General features: G+C 57.7%; 17 protein-coding genes. 14 read left to right on the top strand and 3 right to left on the bottom strand.

All coding sequences use genetic code 11. The annotated features are described in order from the left end of the window. Positions 1-215: 215 nt before the first annotated feature. Together rpsU and EBB79_RS18695 are read right to left on the bottom strand one after the other, a co-directional pair. Entirely contained in the window at positions 216-422 is a 207-nt protein-coding gene (gene rpsU / locus EBB79_RS18700) for a 30S ribosomal protein S21 (RefSeq protein WP_127750344.1), read from the bottom strand. A 325-nt stretch (positions 423-747) separates the two neighbouring features. Further along, complete coding sequence (locus EBB79_RS18695) at positions 748-1,971, bottom strand: MFS transporter (protein ID WP_127750343.1); 1,224 nt, start codon at positions 1,969-1,971, stop codon at positions 748-750. Positions 1,972-2,218: 247 nt separating this feature from the next. Here EBB79_RS18695 and EBB79_RS18690 point away from each other — a divergent pair, with 247 nt between their 5' ends. Genes EBB79_RS18690 through EBB79_RS18670 form a run of 5 tightly spaced genes read left to right on the top strand, consistent with a single transcriptional unit; the run spans position 2,219 to position 7,387 of the window. Further along, positions 2,219-3,232 carry a 3-oxoacyl-ACP synthase III family protein gene (locus EBB79_RS18690; protein WP_127750342.1) on the top strand — a complete coding sequence of 338 codons (1,014 nt, stop codon included), beginning with the start codon at positions 2,219-2,221 and terminating at the stop codon, positions 3,230-3,232. 2 nt (positions 3,233-3,234) lie between these two features. After that, the gene (locus EBB79_RS18685) at positions 3,235-4,221 is read left to right on the top strand and encodes an NAD-dependent epimerase/dehydratase family protein (protein ID WP_127750341.1); all 987 of its coding nucleotides are present in this window, start codon (positions 3,235-3,237) and stop codon (positions 4,219-4,221) included. Continuing rightward, the gene (locus EBB79_RS18680; protein WP_127750340.1) at positions 4,218-5,045 is read left to right on the top strand and encodes an MBL fold metallo-hydrolase; all 828 of its coding nucleotides are present in this window, start codon (positions 4,218-4,220) and stop codon (positions 5,043-5,045) included. The genes EBB79_RS18685 and EBB79_RS18680 overlap by 4 nt, the downstream gene beginning before the upstream one ends. Beyond that, positions 5,038-6,303 (top strand): CoF synthetase, encoded by a 1,266-nt coding sequence (locus EBB79_RS18675; protein ID WP_127750339.1) that lies wholly within the window; start codon positions 5,038-5,040, stop codon positions 6,301-6,303. Before EBB79_RS18680 ends, EBB79_RS18675 begins: the two co-directional genes overlap by 8 nt. A 4-nt stretch (positions 6,304-6,307) precedes the next feature. Further along, positions 6,308-7,387, top strand: coding sequence for a DUF3419 family protein (locus EBB79_RS18670; RefSeq protein WP_127750338.1), 1,080 nt, complete (start codon positions 6,308-6,310; stop codon positions 7,385-7,387). A 37-nt stretch (positions 7,388-7,424) separates the two neighbouring features. Here EBB79_RS18670 and EBB79_RS18665 read toward each other — a convergent pair whose 3' ends face one another. Continuing rightward, positions 7,425-8,450: an AraC family transcriptional regulator gene (locus EBB79_RS18665; RefSeq protein WP_127750337.1), complete on the bottom strand. Its 1,026-nt coding sequence runs from the start codon at positions 8,448-8,450 to the stop codon at positions 7,425-7,427. 123 nt (positions 8,451-8,573) lie between these two features. Between EBB79_RS18665 and EBB79_RS18660 the strand changes: the two genes are divergently transcribed. From EBB79_RS18660 to EBB79_RS18620, 9 genes are all read left to right on the top strand, one after another. After that, positions 8,574-10,343, top strand: coding sequence for an acyl-CoA dehydrogenase family protein (locus EBB79_RS18660; protein WP_127750336.1), 1,770 nt, complete (start codon positions 8,574-8,576; stop codon positions 10,341-10,343). A gap of 51 nt (positions 10,344-10,394) precedes the next feature. Next, a complete protein-coding gene (locus tag EBB79_RS18655; RefSeq protein ID WP_127750335.1) occupies positions 10,395-11,201 on the top strand; it encodes a crotonase/enoyl-CoA hydratase family protein in 807 nt (268 codons plus the stop codon). A 154-nt stretch (positions 11,202-11,355) separates the two neighbouring features. Continuing rightward, the gene (locus EBB79_RS18650; RefSeq protein ID WP_127750334.1) at positions 11,356-12,468 is read left to right on the top strand and encodes an MHYT domain-containing protein; all 1,113 of its coding nucleotides are present in this window, start codon (positions 11,356-11,358) and stop codon (positions 12,466-12,468) included. Positions 12,469-12,605: 137 nt separating this feature from the next. Next, on the top strand, positions 12,606-13,460 hold the full coding sequence (locus EBB79_RS18645) for an FAD binding domain-containing protein (protein WP_127750333.1): 855 nt from the start codon (positions 12,606-12,608) through the stop codon (positions 13,458-13,460). Between the two features lie 12 nt (positions 13,461-13,472). After that, positions 13,473-13,967, top strand: coding sequence for a (2Fe-2S)-binding protein (locus EBB79_RS18640; protein ID WP_127750332.1), 495 nt, complete (start codon positions 13,473-13,475; stop codon positions 13,965-13,967). Further along, the gene (locus tag EBB79_RS18635) at positions 13,964-16,381 is read left to right on the top strand and encodes an aerobic carbon-monoxide dehydrogenase large subunit (protein WP_127750331.1); all 2,418 of its coding nucleotides are present in this window, start codon (positions 13,964-13,966) and stop codon (positions 16,379-16,381) included. Before EBB79_RS18640 ends, EBB79_RS18635 begins: the two co-directional genes overlap by 4 nt. Before the next feature lie 102 nt (positions 16,382-16,483). Further along, the gene (locus tag EBB79_RS18630; RefSeq protein ID WP_127750330.1) at positions 16,484-17,359 is read left to right on the top strand and encodes an AAA family ATPase; all 876 of its coding nucleotides are present in this window, start codon (positions 16,484-16,486) and stop codon (positions 17,357-17,359) included. Next, positions 17,356-18,537 (top strand): vWA domain-containing protein, encoded by a 1,182-nt coding sequence (locus tag EBB79_RS18625; RefSeq protein ID WP_127750329.1) that lies wholly within the window; start codon positions 17,356-17,358, stop codon positions 18,535-18,537. The genes EBB79_RS18630 and EBB79_RS18625 overlap by 4 nt, the downstream gene beginning before the upstream one ends. Further along, positions 18,534-19,337 carry an XdhC family protein gene (locus EBB79_RS18620; RefSeq protein WP_127750328.1) on the top strand — a complete coding sequence of 268 codons (804 nt, stop codon included), beginning with the start codon at positions 18,534-18,536 and terminating at the stop codon, positions 19,335-19,337. Before EBB79_RS18625 ends, EBB79_RS18620 begins: the two co-directional genes overlap by 4 nt. Positions 19,338-19,441: the final 104 nt, after the last annotated feature.

Below are 19,441 nucleotides of genomic sequence, written 5' to 3'. Positions count from 1 at the left end.
TTGCCGGGGAAACCCGAATCGCGTCTTTTGGGGTTTCAAAACGATTTTGACCAACCGCAGTCTGATTTGTCAGAGGGTCGGCGTGAGACCAAGGCCAGTTACGGCGTACAGTGGATGAGATATTTGTGAGGGTTATGGAAAAAACCGTGACCCAAAACAAAAAACCCGCAGCCAACTGGCCACGGGTTTTAAGGTATTCAACGTAACTGTATGATTTACATCATACCTTCGCGCTCTAGCTTTTTGCGAGCGAGCTTACGAGCACGACGGATTGCTTCAGCTTTTTGACGTGCGTTTTTCTCGGACGGCTTTTCGAAATGCTGCTTAAGCTTCATTTCACGGAAAACGCCTTCCTTTTGGAGCTTTTTCTTCAGCACCCGAAGGGCTTGATCGACGTTGTTGTCGCGAACACTAACCTGCATGTGGTCTACACCGTTTTTCTAGTTTGAAATTGTAAATGTCTCTCTTGGGACGCCCAATAGCAATGTTACACCGGATTGTACAGCATTTCAGTCTCAGGTTGGGGTAAGGAAAATCGCTTAGTGCGTGGTATTTGCCATTTTGGCTGGATGGCTGCGTTTTACTGCCTGTCCGCTGTTGCCATTTCAGGCCCAACTATCGTCAGGATTGTTCCCGCGAGAATCATATAATGTGGTTTCTGCCCCGTCCGGCACCCGGCAGCCCTTATCCTGATGTGCCTAAACTGACCGACAGAAGACAGCCTTTACGCCCCCGAATTGAACGTCCCTACTGCTGCTGCTCGGCTTCAGGGTGCAATTCGCCAGCCATTTGACCACCCTGTGAAGAGATAGCCTGCGCGGCGCGGCTTTCCTCGGGTGCGGCGGACTGCGTGATACGGAAAATCGCCACAAAAACGGTCAAACAACTGACAAGCACAAAAAGCAGCATCAAGCCGGTTGGTCCACCCACAGACAGTACTGCTGGTCCCACCATAGACCCGATCAGGATGCCCACATTCAGAGCCAGGACCAAGGTTCCGCTGGCCGGTACAATCTGGGCTGGTGACAATTGGTCATTCGCATGTGCGACACAGATTGAATAGATGGGTAACAGCATCCCCGCCATCAGGCCCACGGCCAGATGCAACTGTCCGGCCAGCAGGCCGCTTGCTATGCCCAATGCAGTTAAGGCAGCAATTCCCGAAGCCCCAGCGACCACCAATCGTCGGTCTATTCGGTCTGACAGCCAACCGATTGGAAATTGAAACAAGGCGCCTGCAAGGGTTGCAACCACCAATAGCGATGCCGCGCCCGCTGCGCTTAGCCCAAGTGTCAGTCCAAAAAGTGGCAAGGATATAAATATCCCAGCAACGAGGATCCCGTTCAGAATTGATCCGGTTATTGCCAAAGGGGATATTCGCAACAGGCGTAAAATAGGGAGCCGTTCCGGGGCAGAATATTCAGGGGCTGCGTTATCAGAAACCAGGATGGGAACCAGTGAAACTGAAATCAGGATTGAGCAGATGCCAAACAGCTGGGTGCCGGTCCCATCGTCAAACCCGGCCATTGCCGCGCCTATTGACCCCCCAGCCGCGATCACGATGAAATAGATCGACAACAGGCTCGCTCGATACCGGTTTTCGGCTTTTGCGTTCAGCCAGCTTTCAGAAATGACGTACAGGCCGGGATAGCAGAATCCCGCAAGAACCCGCATCAAACCCCAGCTCATCGGGTCATTCGTCAAAAGATGTACCACGGCCGAGATTGAGCACAGGGATGCAAGCGCGCCGAAGGACCGGATATGACCAACCTTCTCGACCAATTTTGGTGCCGCGACAGCCCCAAGCAGCGCGCCCAGCGGATACCCCGCCTGCATGAAGCCAATGGTGATTTCTGAAAACCCGAGGGAAACGCCGCGAATGGTCAACAGGGTCGCTAACAGCCCGTTAGAAACCATCAGCAGCAAAATGCCCAAAAACAGGGCCCAGTTATCTTTGAACGCATGTAACACAAGACTGCGCTACCACAGAAAACAGGGGCAAGATAGAAAATTGCTTTGCGACAGAACGTTGATAGCCTGCCTCTTTTCAGCAGGTTATAGACTGTATAGGCAGGTTTTTTCGCGCTAGCGCTTTGGGCCAAGGCTTGATCCGTCTTTCCTCCCAAGTGATGCAGATTATATATTGTTTAATATCTTGAAAACACGCGATGATAACTCAATGCCCAAATGTTTTAAGAACACCAAAGATACCGATTTTATGCAAAGTAAATTCCCCTTGGGCCTTTCAGTTCAGGTCGCTGGAACGGGCCATTGCGTCCCATCCACACGTGTGACCTCCGAAGAAATCGACACTAAAATGGGCTTCCCCTGCGGTTACCTAACGCGCGCATCCGGCGTGAGGTCACGGTATGTCTGTGACCAGGAAGACCAGGTTGATATGGCAGTCGACGCCTGCCAAAAGGCGATCACGGCGGCAGGGCTAACGCCCGGCGATATTGACTTGGTACTTGGGGCCTGCGCCGTGCCGTATCAGCCGCTTCCGGCGATGGCACCGCTGGTTATGGGGCGGTTGGGAATGGCAGACGGATGTGCAGCCGGGTTTGACGTCAATGCCAGCTGTCTCAGCTTTCTTACCGCGTTTGAACTGGCCGCATCCAAAATAGCTTTAGGACAAAACCAACAGGTTCTGGTGTTCTCATCCGAAGTAGCGTCGCGCGCATTGCCCTGGCAAGAGCAACCGGACGTCGCGGCATTGTTCGGCGACGGGGCTGGTGCGGCAGTCCTGAAAGCGCCCGGCGACGCAGGGCCCAGGTTGCGGGCCAGTTTGATGCGTAGCTATCCCTCACATTATGATGCATGCCAAGTGGGGGCCGGCGGAACCCGGTTCGACTATCACAATGACCCCAAGGGCTTCAATGAACACGCGGTGTTTCGAATGGATGGCAAAAACCTATTTCGCATCACTCACAAATACTTCCCCCAATTTGTCCAGGAGCTGCTGGACCGTGCAGAGTGGACAGCAGCGGATATTGATGTGGTGGTTCCGCATCAGGCCAGCCCATTGGCGTTGGAACATATGGTGTCAAAGACAGATCTAAACCCGGACCAGATCGTCGATATCTCTCAGAGCTATGGAAATCAGATAGCCGCATCAATGCCAACAGCGCTCGATTTTGCTTTGCAGCAGGGGCGCATTGGATCGGGAAGCCGCGTTTTGATGCTTGGGACATCCGCCGGGGTTAATTTTGGTGGCATGGCGTTGGACTTCTGACAATGGCGCGAATTATTGTAAGCGGCGCAACTGGGTTTTTAGGTGGAGCATTGGCCCGGTATTTGCACGCAGGTGGCCATAGCGTCATCGCTCTGGGCAGATCGCGCGCGGCTTTGGGGGCTCTTCGCAGTGTAAGGATCAGAACCGTGGCACTGGATCTGACCCAAGACATACCGTCAGCCGTAACGGATTTAATCGGCGCTGCGGATGCGATGGTGCATTGCGCGGCGCTGTCTTCTCCCTGGGGGGCAAAGGCTGCGTTTACGGCGGCCAATGTTCACGGCACAGCAACGGCATTGCAGCTTGCCACGGATGCCGGGGTACGTCGGTTTGTGAATATTTCTTCGCCAACCGTTTACTATGCAAATCGTGATCAAATCGGATTTGCCGAAGATCAGGTCTTACCACGGCCGATAAATGCCTATGCAGAAACCAAGCGAGAGGCCGAAAAACTGGTTTTGAATAACCCTCAGCTGGGCCCAATCAACCTGCGGCCCCGGGGTCTTTATGGCGCCGGAGAGATCACGCTATTGCCGCGCCTTCTGGCAGCGGCGCGTCAGGGCCCGTTGCCATTGCTGCGCGGCGGTGTGGCAGAAATTGACTTGACCCATGTGTCGGATGCCGTGCGCGCGATTGAGGCTGCGGTGCATGCCAGTGCGCAGTGTGACGGTCAAACCTTCAACATTTCCGGCGGTCAGCCGCGACGCGTGGTAGACATCGTTAATGATGTTTGCAGGCTTTCTGCTGTGCCTGTCCGCTGGCGCAGCCTGCCCTGGCGGGCTGCTATGGCTGTGGCAGGCCTGAGTGAAGGGTTTCACGCCCGGTTTAAGCCCGCGACAGAGCCACGATTGACTTGCTACAAAGTGGGCCTTTTTGCCTTTCGTCAGAGTCTTGATATTTCCAAAGCGGAACGGTGCCTTGGCTGGCGTCCCTTGATAGACTTTGATGCCGGGCTTGATCTGACCCTATCTGAAAGGGCGGGGCCTTGATCCCGATATTCGCCAATAGCGCGGGCATCAGGGTGTCTGAAAAGCTGGTCTTGCAGGGGGGGTGCTGGACCTCGCTAAACCTGAAAACCCGCTATGGTGTTGTTGTGCATCCGACACATGGACCGGTTTTGATAGACAGTGGATACGGGCCCAGCGTCACAGAGGGTAGGGCGCGCAGTCTTGCGTTAAAAGCATATGCCCGCATGACTGGCCCTGCACTTGTTCCCGACGGTGCGCCTGATGTCGTTCTGCGGCGTCTGGGCTATAGCTGCGATGCTGTGCGCACCATTGTTCTGACCCATTTTCACGCGGACCACGTTGCTGGGCTGTCACTTTTCCCGAACTCCCGGATAATGGCGTGCCGCACGACGTTTGATGCCATTCAGGCCAGATCCGAAATTGCAAACCTCAGACATGGGATTTTCAAAGAGTTGTTGCCGGGCGATCTGACTGACAGGATTGTGGATGTCGCTGGCCTGAAGGACGTGCAGGCACCGTTGCGACTTGGCCCTGGGAAAGATCTGCTGGGGGATGGCAGTCTGCTGGCGATAGATCTGCCGGGGCATGCCGAGGGTCATTTTGGCCTGTGCTTTGCGCGCCTCGAAAAGCCGCTCTTGTATGCGGTTGACGTGCAGTGGGTATTGAAGGCCGTCGTGGACCAGCGTTTGCCCGGCTTTCCCGCAAACCTGGTTGCGACAGATGCCGAGGCGGGAAAGATGTCGGCCAAACGTGTTGCCCAGTTCAGGGCCAAAGGCGGCGATGTGGTTCTGTGTCATGATCCTGAACAAACCCCCTATGATCTGCCCGAGACTTCCAATGCATGAGACGCTTCAGGTTGCCTCTGCCTTTGCGCAGACGCTTTGGGTCACCCGGGCCGCCCAAAACCGCGCAGGCTTTGATCGGTGGCAGTCCAAACGGCTTGCGGCCTGGTTACGCAATGATCTGTCGAAGGTGGACTATTATGCTGGGGTGAAACCCGTCCTAAGCGCGCTTCCGATAGTGGATAAGCACAGTTTGATGGCCGAATTCGAGGCCTTTAATCTGGGACGGATCACCGCCAGGACCGGATGGGATGCGTTTAGAACCACGGGTGATATCGACGGCATCAGCATCGGCGCAAGTACCGGAACCAGCGGCAACCGGTCGCTTTATGCCATCACCCCGGCAGAGCGGTTCAGATGGCTGGGCACCATCCTTGCCAAGACAATACCGGGGTTCCTGTTCAGGCCAGAGCGGGTGGCTATCCTGTTGCCGCAGGCCTCTGTGTTATACGAAGCGGCGAACGGAACCGGGCGTATCGTACTTAGGTTCTTTGATTTACGCGATGGCCCTGAAAGCTGGCTAACGACGCTTGAAGCCTTTGACCCCACGACGATTGTCGCCCCGCCGCGCGTGCTCAGGTTTCTGGCTGAGCACTCTGACCGCCTGTCTCCCCGTCGGCTTTTTGCGGGGGGTGAAACGCTGGATCCAATGGATCGGATCATTATCGAAAACCGATATGATCTGACCCTCGGTCAGATCTACATGGCCTCCGAGGGGCTTTTGGGTGTGTCCTGTAAATGCGGCAACCTGCATCTGGCCGAGGATGCCAACTACTTTGAGTTTGAGCCGCTTGGCGACGGGCTTGTGTCGCCCTTAATCACGGGCTTTCAACGTCGGTTTCAAATCATGGCGCGCTACCGGATGAATGATCTGTTGAGATTGTCTTCGAAGGTATGCGCCTGTGGATCGCCCCTTCGGATAGTTGACGAGATCGTGGGGCGAATGGACGACGCATTTGTGTTTCGTCGTCCGGCTGGACTGGATGTTTTGATCACCCCGGACGTGCTGCGTAACGCGGTTCTTGATGTTTCGCGGGACATCACAGATTTCCGTATTCAGCGAACCGGCCGTGACGCCATCCTTCTGACGCTGCATCCCGGACTGGCCCCTAGCCTGGCCCAGCAGGCGAAACAGGCCCTGTCGCAACAGTTTTCATGCCGTGGTCTTAGCCCCAATATCGACATCAGGCAGGACCCGATGGACTACGAAACGGGGCCCAAACTGCGACGCATAGAAAACCGTTTCCAAGAAGACATATAGCCTGATGACATTTTTTTCCGCATTGAACTTTACCTCGTCCAACGAGGATGGCCGGACCGAGTTGGCAGCGCTGTCGGGGCCGGCAAACCGGCTTTTGTGTATAACCGGAAGTGGCACAAGACCGCTGGATATGCTGTTGTCCGAGGCCAAAGAGGTTATCGCGATTGACATCAATCCGACCCAGAATGAACTGCTGCGCCTGAAAATTGCGGCCATTCAAACCCTGTCCCATCCGGACCTGCTTGCCTATCTTGGGATCACATCCTGCACCGATCGCTGGGCCCTGCATGAGCGGGTCGCGCAGGCCCTGCCGGCCTCTACACAGCTGTTCTGGGAAAGGCGGAAACGCAGCATTCGTCGCGGTATTTGGTACGCGGGACGCTGGGAAAAAGTGTTGCGCTTTGGGGCGTTTGGCATTCGGTTGATCCGCGGCAAATCCATCGACCACTTGTTCGCCGCCAAGGATATCGAAACGCAGAAAGACATTTGGGCGCGCCGTTTTGATGATCGCATCTGGCGCAGCTCGATCCGATTGTTGGGCCGTCCCTGGGTCTGGACCAAGGTCATCGGCGAACCCGGCGGCGCATTTCTCCCCTCAGCTGAGCAGGTGGAACACCGCCTTGCCGGGGCGTTTGCACGGGCGGCAGGGACATTCCTGTTTCGTGAAAGCGACTTTGCCTCGTTGATCCTCAGGGGGCGAAACAGTCTGCCCATGGCGCTGCCCCTGCATCTGTTGCCAGAGAACTTTGACCATATTCGCGCCTCGCTGTCCCGCCTGCGGATCGTCGATGGCGGATATACGGATCTGGCACGACTGGGCGTCGAAGATATTGACAGGTTTTCACTGTCGGATTTTGGGTCGTATTGCGATGCGCAAGCCTATGCAGCCTGCTGGGATGGTATCATTGCGGTGGCCGCACCGGGGGCGGTGTTTTGTGAGCGTCATTTTATGAACCCCCTGCCCACACCCTCGCAACGGATTGTGGTCGACACGGAACACTCCCAACGGCTGACTTTGACTGACCGGGCGATCATTTACGACATTCGGGTTGGGCATATAAGTGGACCGCCAGGTGCGGGATAAATAGCGACATGACCACAGATAAACCTGCCTGAATGGATCACAGATGCATGCCGCCGCGCCGGTAAGTTCCGGGTGTCACGCCAGTCCACCGCTTAAAAGCGCGGTGAAAATTGGCGGAGGAGGCAAAGCCGATGTCTTGTGAGATCGCCTCGATGCTTTTTGTCCCATGCGATAAATCGCGGATTGCGATGTCGCGGCGCAATCCGTCTTTGATCCCCTGAAACGATGTGCTGTCCGCATCAAGTCGTCGGATCAGGGTCCGCGGTGTCAGGTTCAACACCTGCGCTGCATCGTTCAGGTGATAATCCAGACGGTCCGACAGCAGCAGAAGTTCCCGCAGACGCAGGGGCAGGGCGTGCTCGCGAGAGCTGGTGAAGATCCAATCGCGCGGCGCGCGGGCTAAGAAATCCTGGGTCTCGGCCTCGCTGCGCGACACCGGCAGACTGCCCAGCAACCCGTCAATGGTGATGGATGATTGTGGTTGCCCAAAACGGATCGGCGCGGGGAAGAGGATGGGGTAATCTTCGGCGAAATCGGGACGCGCGAAACCAAAGCTGACATCGCGTAGGGGCAACTCGCGGCCGGTCAACCACGAGGCAATCCCGTGGGCCAACTTCAGCAACAGCATATGGCCAAATCGTTGGGCAGTCTGATCTCCACGCGGCACCAGTAGCACCCGCAACGCATCCCCCTCGGACTCTAGCTTCACGGCATAGTCATCCAGTATCAGGTTCCAAAATGACGAAAAGCGAAACAGCGCTGCCGACAGGGAAGACGCGCCGCGCACCGAAGCACAGAGATGCTTAAGCGCGCCGGTGCGGACAGTGCGGCTCCACAGACCCATCATTTCGTCCCCGGTTTCCACAGCAACCAATTGGTACAGTCGCACGATCTGATCATGGGTCACCCGGGCATGGGGTTGCACCGTGTTGGCCAGCCCGATCTGATCCAGAAAACCTGCCAGTTGCGGTGGCGGGCAATAGGTGCGCAGGGCGGACAGCCAATCCTCTAGAAAGGCACGCGAGACAGTGGGCAGGATCGGTGAGTGATGTTCAGGTGTCATAATAGCCAATCTGTCGCAAGGTTTGTCACTTTATGCAAGTTTTGCGTCCGTAAGAGAGATAGTCAGCCTGTAAGAGTTCATATATCTGGCTGGAATAGCAAATCCAGTGAGAGAGATCAGCCGATGACTTTTGAGGCGCCCATCAAAGACATGCTTTTCAACGTCAAGCACCTCTCGGGTTGGACAGAGGTGAATGACCTGCCGCCTTACGGCACACTGGACTTGGACGATGTCGATGCTGTTTTGTCGGAACTGGGGCGGTTCTGCGCGGAACAAGTCGCGCCACTGAACGCCCCGGGTGATGAGGTCGGTTCACGGTTTGAAAATGGCAAAGTGGTTCTGCCGGCCGGGTTTGACGCCGCCTATGCGCAGTTCGTTGATATGGGGTGGCAAAGCCTGCCACATCCGGAGGCGTTCGGTGGTCAGGGCTTGCCACGGGTTGTCGGCGCCGCCGCCACTGAAATCTTGAACGCCGCCAACATGAGCTTTGCTTTGTGTCCGTTGTTGACCGACGGCGCGATCGAAGCGCTGTTGACCGAGGGATCAGCCGAGACAAAAGCCACCTATCTGGCCAATCTGATTTCCGGCAAATGGACCGGAACGATGAACCTGACCGAACCGCAGGCAGGCAGTGACCTGGCCCTGCTGCGCAGCCGGGCAGACCGTCAAAAGGACGGCTCGTATCAGATCACCGGCACCAAGATTTTTATCACATACGGCGAACATGACATGTCGGAAAACACCATTCATCTGGTGTTGGCGCGCACGGCGGATGCACCTGCGGGTGTCAAAGGTATCAGTCTGTTTCTGGTGCCAAAGTTCATGGTCAACCCGGATGGCACCCTGGGCGCGCGCAACGCTGTGCGGTGCCAAAGCATCGAACACAAATTGGGCATCAAGGCCAGCCCGACCGCGGTGCTGGAATTTGAAGGCGCGACCGGCATCCTGATTGGCGAGGAAAACGCGGGTCTGGGCTATATGTTCAAGATGATGAACGCCGCGCGCTACGCTGTGGGTTTGCAAGGTGTTGCGGTGGCCGAACGGGCCACACAACAGGCGCTGGCCTATGCCAAAGACCGCATTCAGGGCCGCCCGGTTGATGGCTCGTCGCACGAGGCCGTCGCCATCGTCAATCACCCCGATGTGCGCCGCTTATTGGCGCGGATGCGGGCCTTGACCGAAGGCTCCCGTGCCATGGCCGCCTTTACCGCCGGCTGGCAGGATCTGGCCCTGCATGGCGAAACCCCCGAGGCCCGGGCCGAGGCGGTCGCCGTTCACGAATTCCTGGTGCCGCTTGTCAAAGGCTATTGCACCGAGATGAGTATCGAGGTCGCCTCGGCTGGGGTGCAGGTGCATGGTGGTATGGGATTCATCGAGGAAACTGGCGCGGCGCAGCATTATCGCGATGCCCGCATCCTGCCGATCTACGAGGGCACAACGGCTATTCAGGCCAACGATCTGATCGGCCGCAAAACCCTGCGCGATGGCGGCGCAACGGCGCAGCGGCTGGCCATGATGATCGAACAAACCGAGCAGGACCTACATCAGGGATCACCCACAGCCCAGTCCATCGCGGCGCAACTGTCACAGTCACGTGCTGCCTTCCTGACTGTTGTCGATCATATGTTAGAGTCTGGCAGATCAGACCCTAATGCAGCCTTTTCGGGTGGTGTTCCCTATCTGATGTTGGCTGGCAACCTGATCGCGGGCTGGCAACTGGCCCGCTCTGTTGTTGCTGCTGAAAAGGCCATCACAGCCGGCGATGACCCGTCGTTCATGAAAGCCAAAATCGCCACCGCCCGGTTTTATGCCGATCACGTCCTGCCTGAAACCCAAGTACAACGCGACCGGATCGTCAAGGGTGCTAGCAGCTTGCTCGACCTGGTATTTTAACTGTCAAAACCGATCACTCCCCTATTCTATCCTGCTAAAAGGACTCCTTCCATGACCCTGCAGATTGACCTCGCCCGCTTTACCAACCTTGCCATCGAAGCACATGACGATGGGGTCTGGGTTGTGACGCTGAACCGCCCCAAAAAGCGCAACGCGCTGGATATCGACACCATTGAAGAACTGGTTGATTTCTTCTCGGCTGCGCCGCGCGCTGGTGTGCGGGCTGTGGTCCTTGCGGGCGCTGGCGATCACTTTTGTGCCGGGCTTGATCTGATCGAGCATCACGATGCGGACCGCGGACCGGCTGACTTTATGCATGTCTGCCTGCGCTGGCACGAAGCCTTCAACAAGATGGAGTACGGCGGTGTTCCCGTCATTGCTGCGCTGCAGGGTGCGGTTGTTGGCGGCGGTCTGGAATTGGCCAGTTCAGCCCATATCCGGGTGATGGATCAAACCGCCTATTTTGCCCTTCCCGAAGGTCAGCGCGGGTTGTTCACCGGTGGCGGTGCCACCATCCGTGTGACCGATCTGGTGGGCAAGTCCCGTATGATCGACATGATGCTGACGGGCCGTGTTTATCAGGGACAAGAGGCCGTTGATCTTGGACTGGCCCAGTATATCGTCGAGGGTTCCAGCCTGGATCGTGCGATGGAACTGGCGCGCCAAGCCGCCCAAAACCTGCCATTGTCGAATTTCGCGATCTGCTCGGCTGTTAGCCACATGCAGAACATGTCAGCGATGGACGCCGCCTATGCCGAGGCCGTGGTGGCAGGTGTGGTGAATACGCAACCTGATGCGCGTGCCCGTCTGGCCGCCTTTGCGGACAAAAGCGCCGCACGGGTCCGACCCAACAGCTAAGAAAGTTTCAGCAGCTGATTGTCTTTCTCAGTTGGTATTTAAGCACTTAGCCTGATGTTTCAGGTTGAGTGCTTAAATTCATGCATCGACCTTTAGTGGTTCTGCCGGCTGCTGCGCCCTTGAAACGTGTTGAGCGACTGGGTAGCTAGGGCGCATGCAGTATCTGGACTACACGCATAATCCCTGGCTTGTTTTCGCCTCGTTGCTTGTGGCGTTGATGGCCGGATTTACAGGATTGTCTCTGACCAAGGGGCTGTCCGAGCGCAGCGTGGTGCACAAGAAAATACTGGTGGCCCTGGCTGCGCTGTCCTTGGGCGGTGGCATCTGGTCTATGCATTTTGTGGCGATGCTTGGCCTGCAGCTGCCTATTCTGTTTTATTATGATCCGACCATTACGCTGGCTTCTGCATTGGTTGCTATCCTTGTGGTGGGGCTGGCCCTGCTGATCCTGCATTTCTGGAAACGCACCCGGTCGACGCTGATCCTGTCGGGGGTGATCGTTGGGCTGGGTGTACTGGCGATGCATTACATCGGCATGGCGGGGCTGGAATACTGTCAGGCGCTGTATACCCCTTTGGGGTTGGCGCTGGCGGTGACCTCTTCGTGCGTGCTGAACGTGGCCGCTTTTATGATTGCCTATGGCAAACGCACCGACCGCAACATCATTGCCGGCACTCTGGTGTTTGGCTCGGCCGTTGTCTCGGTCCATTTCATTGCGGTATCCGGCACCAGTTTCACGGCTGTTGTGTCCGTTGTGGAAGCCGGACCACTTATCAGTAACGAGATAATGGCCATCGGCGTGGTCCTGACCAGCTTTGTGTTATGTGGGGCCTTCTTGCTGACGGGTATCACCTTTTTGTCGCCGTCAGACACAGACGTAAGCCCTGACGGTGAGCTGCCGCCTGAGGTGAGTGACGTTCCCGACATCGCACCGGCAGTCATACGGGTGCCTTATGAACAAGAGGGGCGGACCCAGTTTGTGAATACCGATGAGATTGCGGTGATCCATGCCGAGGGCCACTATACCAGTCTCTACACCGCCACCGGCAAGCTGTTTTGCCACTGGTCGATCACCGAGGCCGAGAAACGATTGTCGCCGGGGCCGTTTCTGAAAACCCATCGAAGTTACCTGATCAACCCGGCTTTTGTCAGCAGTTTTGAGCGGCTTAAGGACAACGGGGTGTGTCACTTCAATGTGACCAAGCTGGAACGGGTTCCGGTTAGCCGGTCGCGATTGTCTATCGTGCGGAGCACCCTAGGAGTCTGACCGCGCATTTCGTGCGATCTGACGCGCATTTCGTGCAGAAACCCACTGCTTTCAAGGGAAATGTATGGCCGCCACGGGTTGCCGTATTCTTTGTTGGACTCCAGCCAGATGAACTGTGCAGCAGGGGGGAGCCAGCAATGATACCAGCAGCATTTGATTACTATCGACCCAAAAACATGGACGATGTGATCGCATTATTAGAAGAACACGGTGACGATGCCCGCGTAATGGCAGGGGGGCATAGCCTGATCCCAATGATGAAATTGCGGATGGCCGAGGTGCCGCATCTGATCGACCTTCAGGATGTCAGCGGCCTTGGCGACATCTCGATCAGTGGGGGGCGGATATCGCTGGGCGCGATGGTCAGCCAGCATGAGTTGATCAATCACGAGGGGCTAAATGCTGCCGCTCCGATCCTGCGTGAGGCAGCGCTGCAGATCGCGGATCCCCAGGTGCGTTACATGGGCACAATCGGCGGCAATGTCGCCAATGGCGATCCCGGCAACGATATGCCCGGCGTGATGCAATGCCTGGATGCTGAAATCGAACTGCTTGGCCCCGAAGGCAGTCGCCGTGTTGCGGCGCGCAATTATTACGAATCCGCCTATATGACCGACCGCGAAGATGACGAAGTTCTGGTCTCTATCTCTTTCAACGTCCCCGCAGGCGGCTTTGCCTATGAAAAGCAAAAGCGCAAGATCGGCGATTACGCCACCGCTGCGGCGGCGGTTCAGATGACCAAGTCGGGCGGGCAGGTGGCCTCGGCTTCGATTGCAATGACCAACCTCAGCGATGTGCCGGTCTGGTCCGAAGCCGCAGGCGCCGCGCTGGTGGGATCTGCCTGTGGCAGTGCGGCGGTGAAGGCCGCAGTCGCTGCGATGCTGGGCGACATTGACCCAACCGAAGACAACCGTGGACCCGTGGCGTTCAAGCGTCATGTGGCCGGTATCATTCTATCTCGCGCGATTGAGCGCGCCTGGCAACGGGCTTAAGGGGCGAAAATTATGACTGACAAGATGCACGTAAAGCTAAACGTAAACGGCGAAGACCGTGAGTTTCTGGCTGAGCCCCGCGAGCTGCTGATCTACGCCCTGCGCGAACATTTGAATATCACCGGCCCGCACGTGGGCTGCGACACCTCGCATTGTGGGGCCTGTACGGTGACGATTGACGGCAAATCGGTGAAATCCTGCACCATGTTTGTGGCTCAGGCCAATGGCGCTGAAATCACCACGATCGAAGGCATCGGCAAGCCGGACGCCCTGCACGTGTTGCAGGAATCGTTTCGTGAACATCATGGGTTGCAATGTGGTTTCTGTACGCCGGGTATGATCACCCGCGCCACCAAACTGCTGGAAGAAAACCCCAACCCAACCGAGGAAGACGTGCGCTTTGGCATGTCGGGCAATATTTGCCGCTGCACTGGCTATCAGAACATCGTCAAATCAATCCTCTCTGCCGCAAGTGAGCTGAACAGCGCCAAGGAGGCGGCCCAATGAACGACCTGACCCCCGATAGCAAAGAACGCTCCACCAATCTCAAAGGTCTGGGCTGTTCGCGCAAGCGCGTTGAAGATGTCCGCTTTGTTCAGGGCAAGGGCAATTATGTCGATGACATCAAGCTGCCGGGCATGCTGCACGGTGACTTTGTCCGCTCGCCGTATGCCCATGCCCGTGTCATCTCGATCAACAAAGAGGCAGCACTGGCGCTGCCCGGAGTGGTTGCCGTTCTGACCGCCGAAGATCTCGCCCCATTGGGGCTGCACTGGATGCCAACATTGGCCGGTGACAAACAGATGGTTCTGGCGGACGGCAAGGTGCTGTTTCAGGGCCAGGAAGTTGCCTATGTGGTGGCCAATGACCGCTATATCGCCGCTGATGCGGTTGAACTGGTCGAGGTCGAATACGAAGAACTACCGGTTCTGACAGATCCGTTTGAGGCACTGAACTCGGATGTGGTCCTGCGCGAGGATCTGGAGGGCCAGACCGAGGGCGCCCATGGCCCGCGCAAGCACCACAACCATATCTTCACCTGGGAACAGGGCGAGGAAGAGGCGACCAATCAGGTGTTGGACAGTGCCGAGGTCGTGGTCACCGAGAGCATGTATTACCACCGCACCCATCCTTGCCCGCTGGAAACCTGCGGCGCGGTTGCCTCGATGGATGCGGTGACGGGCAAGCTGACGCTCTATGGGACCTTTCAGGCCCCCCACGCGATCCGTACCGTAGTGTCGCTGATTTCGGGGATTGAAGAGCATAACATCCGGGTGATCTCACCGGATATTGGCGGCGGCTTCGGCAATAAGGTCGGGGCTTATTCCGGGTATGTCTGCTCGGTTGTGGCCTCGATTGTCACCGGAAAGCCGGTGAAGTGGGTCGAAGACCGGATTGAAAACCTGATGACCACGGCCTTTGCCCGTGACTATTGGATGACCGGCAAGATAGCGGCGACCAAAGAAGGCAAGATCACCGGGCTGCACTGCCAGGTGACGGCCGACCACGGTGGCTTTGATGCCTGTGCGGACCCGACCAAGTTCCCGGCTGGTTTTATGAATATCTGTACCGGTTCTTATGACATTCCGACCGCTTATCTGGCGGTGGATGGGGTCTATACCAACAAGGCTCCGGGTGGGGTCAGCTATCGCTGTTCCTTCCGGGTGACCGAGGCGGTGTATTTCATTGAACGTATGATCGAAGTGCTGGCGATTGAGCTGGACATGGATGCGGCAGAACTGCGCCGGATCAACTTTATCAAGAAGGAGCAATTCCCGTATCAGTCCGCGCTGGGCTGGGAGTATGACAGCGGCGATTATCACCGGGCCTGGGATAAGGCGATGGAGGCCGTGGGCTATCAGGGCCTGCGCAAAGAGCAGGCGGAACGGGTCGAGGCGTTCAAGCGTGGTGAAACCCGCAAACTGATGGGCATTGGTCTGACCCACTTTACCGAAATTGTCGGCGCCGGACCGGTCAAGAACTGCGACATCCTTGGGCTTGGCATGTTCGACAGCTGCGAAATCCGCATCCACCCCACCGGCTCGGCGATTGCAAGGCTGGGGACGATTTCCCAGGGGCAGGGACACGCGACCACCTTTGCACAGATCCTGGCCAGCGAAATTGGCCTGCCTGCCGACAGCATCACCATCGAGGAAGGCGACACTGATACCGCGCCTTACGGGTTGGGCACCTATGGGTCACGGTCCACTCCGGTTGCGGGGGCGGCCACGGCGATGGCGGGGCGCAAGATCCGCGCCAAGGCGCAGATGATCGCGGCCTATCTGCTGGAAGTGCATGACGATGATGTAGAGTTTGACGTTGATCGTTTTGCGGTGAAAGGCGCGCCTGAGCGGTTCAAGACGATGAAAGAAATTGCCTTTGCCGCCTACAATCAGGCCATTCCCGGGCTGGAGCCCGGACTGGAGGCGGTCAGCTATTACGATCCGCCCAATATGACCTATCCGTTTGGTGCCTATGTCTGTGTGATGGATATCGATGTGGATACCGGTGTCACAGAAATCCGCCGCTTCTATGCGCTGGATGACTGCGGCACACGGATCAACCCGATGATCATCGAAGGGCAGGTCCATGGCGGTTTGACCGAGGCTCTCGCCGTCGCTTTGGGGCAGGAGATTGCCTATGATGAGCAGGGCAATGTCAAAACCGGCACCTTGATGGACTTCTTCCTGCCCACGGCCTGGGAAGTTCCAAACTACGAAACGGACCATACGGTCACGCCCAGCCCGCATCATCCGATTGGGGCCAAGGGCGTTGGGGAAAGCCCGCATGTGGGCGGCGTGCCCTGTTTCTCGAATGCGGTGCATGATGCGTTCCGCGCCTTTGGACTGCGTCACACCAACATGCCGCATGACCACTGGCGGATCTGGCGCACTGCCAATGAGCTGGGCCTGCATGGCTGAGGGTGTCGGACCGGCTAACGCCGGTCCGATCACCGGAGGGGGCGCGGCCCCCTCCGGACCTCCCCCGGGATATTTTTAGCCAGATGAAAGAGGATCTTCGGATTGACGCATATTGAGCTGCAAGTCGCGCTGGCGGCAACGGGCTATATTGCGGGTGATGATCTGGCCGTTGCCATGCATCTGGCGATCTCGCTTGGTCGTCCACTGCTGCTGGAAGGGGCCGCCGGTGTCGGCAAAACCGATCTGGCCCGTGCCATCAGCAGCGTGCGGGACACTGCGTTGATCCGGTTGCAATGTTATGAGGGGCTGGATGCCTCGCAGGCGATTTACGAGTGGAACTATCAGCGCCAGTTGCTGTCGATCCGGGCTGCTGCCGAGGATGGTGTCACCGGTCGGGCGGTTGAAGAGCGGATTTTCTCGGATGAGTTTCTGCTGGAACGGCCGCTGTTAAAGGCGATCCGGCAGAAAGTTCCTCCGGTTTTGCTGATCGACGAGATTGATCGCGCCGATGAGGAATTTGAGGCCTATCTGCTTGAGGTGCTGTCTGAATTTCAGATCACCATTCCCGAAATGGGTACTATAACCGCAACTTCGCGTCCGATTGTTATCCTGACGGCCAATGGCACCCGGGATCTGAGTGATGCGCTGCGGCGCAGGTGCCTGTATGCCCATGTGGAGTACCCCGACCGGGCCACCGAGCTGGCGATCCTAAAAGCGCGTTGCCCGGAGGTGGAGGCGGCGCTGGGTCGGCAGATCATCGGTTTTGTGCAATCGCTGCGCAAAGAGGGACTGGAAAAGACGCCTGGTATTGCCGAGATGCTGGACTTTGCTGCCGCCCTGATGGGGCTGGGTATTGCAGACCTGACGGATGATCCGGTGCTGCTGCAGGCCAGCCTGTCGACGCTGTTGAAGACACAAAGGGATCGCGACAATATCACGACTGAGATAACGCAGCGACTGGCCGGGGTTGCCGCATGAGCCGGGTCAGCAAATTTGCCGCGCGTGATCCCGGGCCGGCGGCTCGGATGGCGGGGTTTATGGCGCATCTGCGCAGCCATGGCCTGCGTCTGGGCGTCGGCGAGACGGCCACCGCGCTGTCGGCACTGACCCATGTCACCGCCGCAGATCCAGTTGCCGCGCGTCATGCCTTGCGGGCGGTCTGTACTGGCAGTGCCGAAGACGTGCAGAGTTTTGATGACCTGTTCGATGCCTTTTGGTTGAACGGGGGGCGGGTCTTGCAGAAGGTTATTCCGACAGCACAGACTGGCGATGATGCCGTGCATTCCTCGCGCAATGCCAAAACCGAAAATCAGGCCGCTGGAGCGGGGGCTTTGTCTACCCCAGACGGTGGTGAGGGCGAAAGTGAAGCCGACGGCGAGGGCAAACTGGTCGCGAGCCTGGTGGCGGCGACGCTTAAGAAAGACCTGCGCGATTTGGTGGATCCTGAGGATATCGCTGAGGCGCAAAAGATCGCCCGCAATCTGGGGGCCGCGCTGCGCGACCGCCGCTCGCGCAGGCGTAAGGCAGCCCGCAGGGGGGATCAGATTCATTTCCGTAAATTGATCCGGCAAAGCCTGGCCACTGGTGGTGAGCCGTTGCGCCTGCCCAGGAAAAAGAGACCGGAGCGGCCATTGAAGATTGTGGCGATCTGCGATGTCTCGGGGTCGATGACGGTCTATGCGCAGGTGTTTCTGGCTTTTATTGCCGGGCTGATGCGTGGGGATGACACGGCGGATGCCTATCTGTTTCACACCCGCCTTGTGCGGATATCGGATGCGCTGCGGGATCGTGATGCGATGCGGGCGCTGGGTCGGTTGTCGCTGCTGGCGGATGGCTTTGGGGGGGGCTCGCGGATTGGTGGGTCACTGACGGATTTCGCACGCGGTTATGCCCGTCGTTTTGTCGATGGTCGCACGGTGGTTATGATTTTGTCGGATGGCTATGATACCGACACTCCGGATTTGATCAGCGATGCGCTGTCTGCATTGAAGAGGCGTGGCTGCAAAATCATTTGGCTGAACCCGCTGAAAGGCTGGGATGGATATGAGCCGGTGGCGCGTGGTATGGCGGCTGCTTTGCCGCATCTGGATCTGTTTCGCGCGGCCAATACGCTGGCTGATCTGGCGGCGCTTGAACCGGAGCTGGTCCGGTTATGACACCTGCTGAACTGACAGATACGGATATTGCGGCACTGGCACAGGATCTGCGCGCGCGGGGCGAGCCTTTTGCCATTGCGACAGTGATCCGCACTGCCGGCGCGACAGCGGCCAAGCCCGGCGCCAAGGCCTTGCTGGATGCGCACGGTGTTATCTTGCAGGGCTGGATTGGCGGCGGTTGCGTGCGCGGCGCCCTGGTCAAGGCGACCAAGCGTGCCATGGAGGAACAGCAACCGCAGCTGATCTCGCTGCATCCCCAAGACGTGCTGGACCAGAAAGGTGTTGCGGCTGGTGACGATGTCGACGGCATGCGGTTTGCGCGCAATGGTTGCCCGTCAAAGGGATCAATCGACATCTTTGTGGAAACGGTTTTGCCACTGCCGGAATTGGTCATATTTGGCACCTCGCCGGTTGCCGTTGCGTTGGCCGGCCTGGCCGAGACGTTCCACTGGGATATTTCCAGACCTGTGCCGGACAACACAGAGCCGACCCCGTTGCCGGCGGCTGGGCGGATGATCGTCGTGGCCACCCAAGGCCGGGAGGATCTGGCCAGCCTGCGCAGTGCGCTGGCGATACCGAACGTGTTCATCGCCTTTGTCGGCAGCCGCCGAAAATTTGCGTCGCTCGCCGAAAAACTGGCGGCTGAGGGCATATCCGAGGCGGCGTTGGCGCGGGTTCATGCGCCGGCTGGTCTGGCGATCCATGCGGTGACCCCTGACGAAATTGCTTTGTCGATCATTGCCCAGCTTACCAGCGAGCGGCGCCGTGAGCGGCGCGGGGAAACCCCCGGCGATGATTAAGTATAACGGCATATTGCATACAGTTGGCCAGTCCCGGCCATCAAAACCGGAGGGCGCTTTGTGAAAACACTCGTAGAGCGATTGGTGACATGGATCAGGTCTAA

Origin of the sequence: Parasedimentitalea marina (genome assembly GCF_004006175.1) — a bacterium.
Lineage (GTDB): Bacteria > Pseudomonadota > Alphaproteobacteria > Rhodobacterales > Rhodobacteraceae > Parasedimentitalea > Parasedimentitalea marina.
Note: the sequence above shows the minus strand (reverse complement) of the source record. Positions and strands in the feature narration are given on the sequence as shown.

Bases quoted from the DNA above. Each gene is read 5' to 3' on its own strand.
- rpsU (WP_127750344.1), bottom strand. From the start codon at position 422: ATGCAGGTTAGTGTTCGCGACAACAACGTCGATCAAGCCCTTCGGGTG.
- EBB79_RS18690 (WP_127750342.1), top strand. From the start codon at position 2,219: ATGCAAAGTAAATTCCCCTTGGGCCTTTCAGTTCAGGTCGCTGGAACG.
- EBB79_RS18685 (WP_127750341.1), top strand. From the start codon at position 3,235: ATGGCGCGAATTATTGTAAGCGGCGCAACTGGGTTTTTAGGTGGAGCA.
- EBB79_RS18675 (WP_127750339.1), top strand. From the start codon at position 5,038: ATGCATGAGACGCTTCAGGTTGCCTCTGCCTTTGCGCAGACGCTTTGG.
- EBB79_RS18670 (WP_127750338.1), top strand. From the start codon at position 6,308: ATGACATTTTTTTCCGCATTGAACTTTACCTCGTCCAACGAGGATGGC.
- EBB79_RS18665 (WP_127750337.1), bottom strand. From the start codon at position 8,450: ATGACACCTGAACATCACTCACCGATCCTGCCCACTGTCTCGCGTGCC.
- EBB79_RS18660 (WP_127750336.1), top strand. From the start codon at position 8,574: ATGACTTTTGAGGCGCCCATCAAAGACATGCTTTTCAACGTCAAGCAC.
- EBB79_RS18655 (WP_127750335.1), top strand. From the start codon at position 10,395: ATGACCCTGCAGATTGACCTCGCCCGCTTTACCAACCTTGCCATCGAA.
- EBB79_RS18650 (WP_127750334.1), top strand. From the start codon at position 11,356: ATGCAGTATCTGGACTACACGCATAATCCCTGGCTTGTTTTCGCCTCG.
- EBB79_RS18645 (WP_127750333.1), top strand. From the start codon at position 12,606: ATGATACCAGCAGCATTTGATTACTATCGACCCAAAAACATGGACGAT.
- EBB79_RS18640 (WP_127750332.1), top strand. From the start codon at position 13,473: ATGACTGACAAGATGCACGTAAAGCTAAACGTAAACGGCGAAGACCGT.
- EBB79_RS18635 (WP_127750331.1), top strand. From the start codon at position 13,964: ATGAACGACCTGACCCCCGATAGCAAAGAACGCTCCACCAATCTCAAA.
- EBB79_RS18625 (WP_127750329.1), top strand. From the start codon at position 17,356: ATGAGCCGGGTCAGCAAATTTGCCGCGCGTGATCCCGGGCCGGCGGCT.
- EBB79_RS18620 (WP_127750328.1), top strand. From the start codon at position 18,534: ATGACACCTGCTGAACTGACAGATACGGATATTGCGGCACTGGCACAG.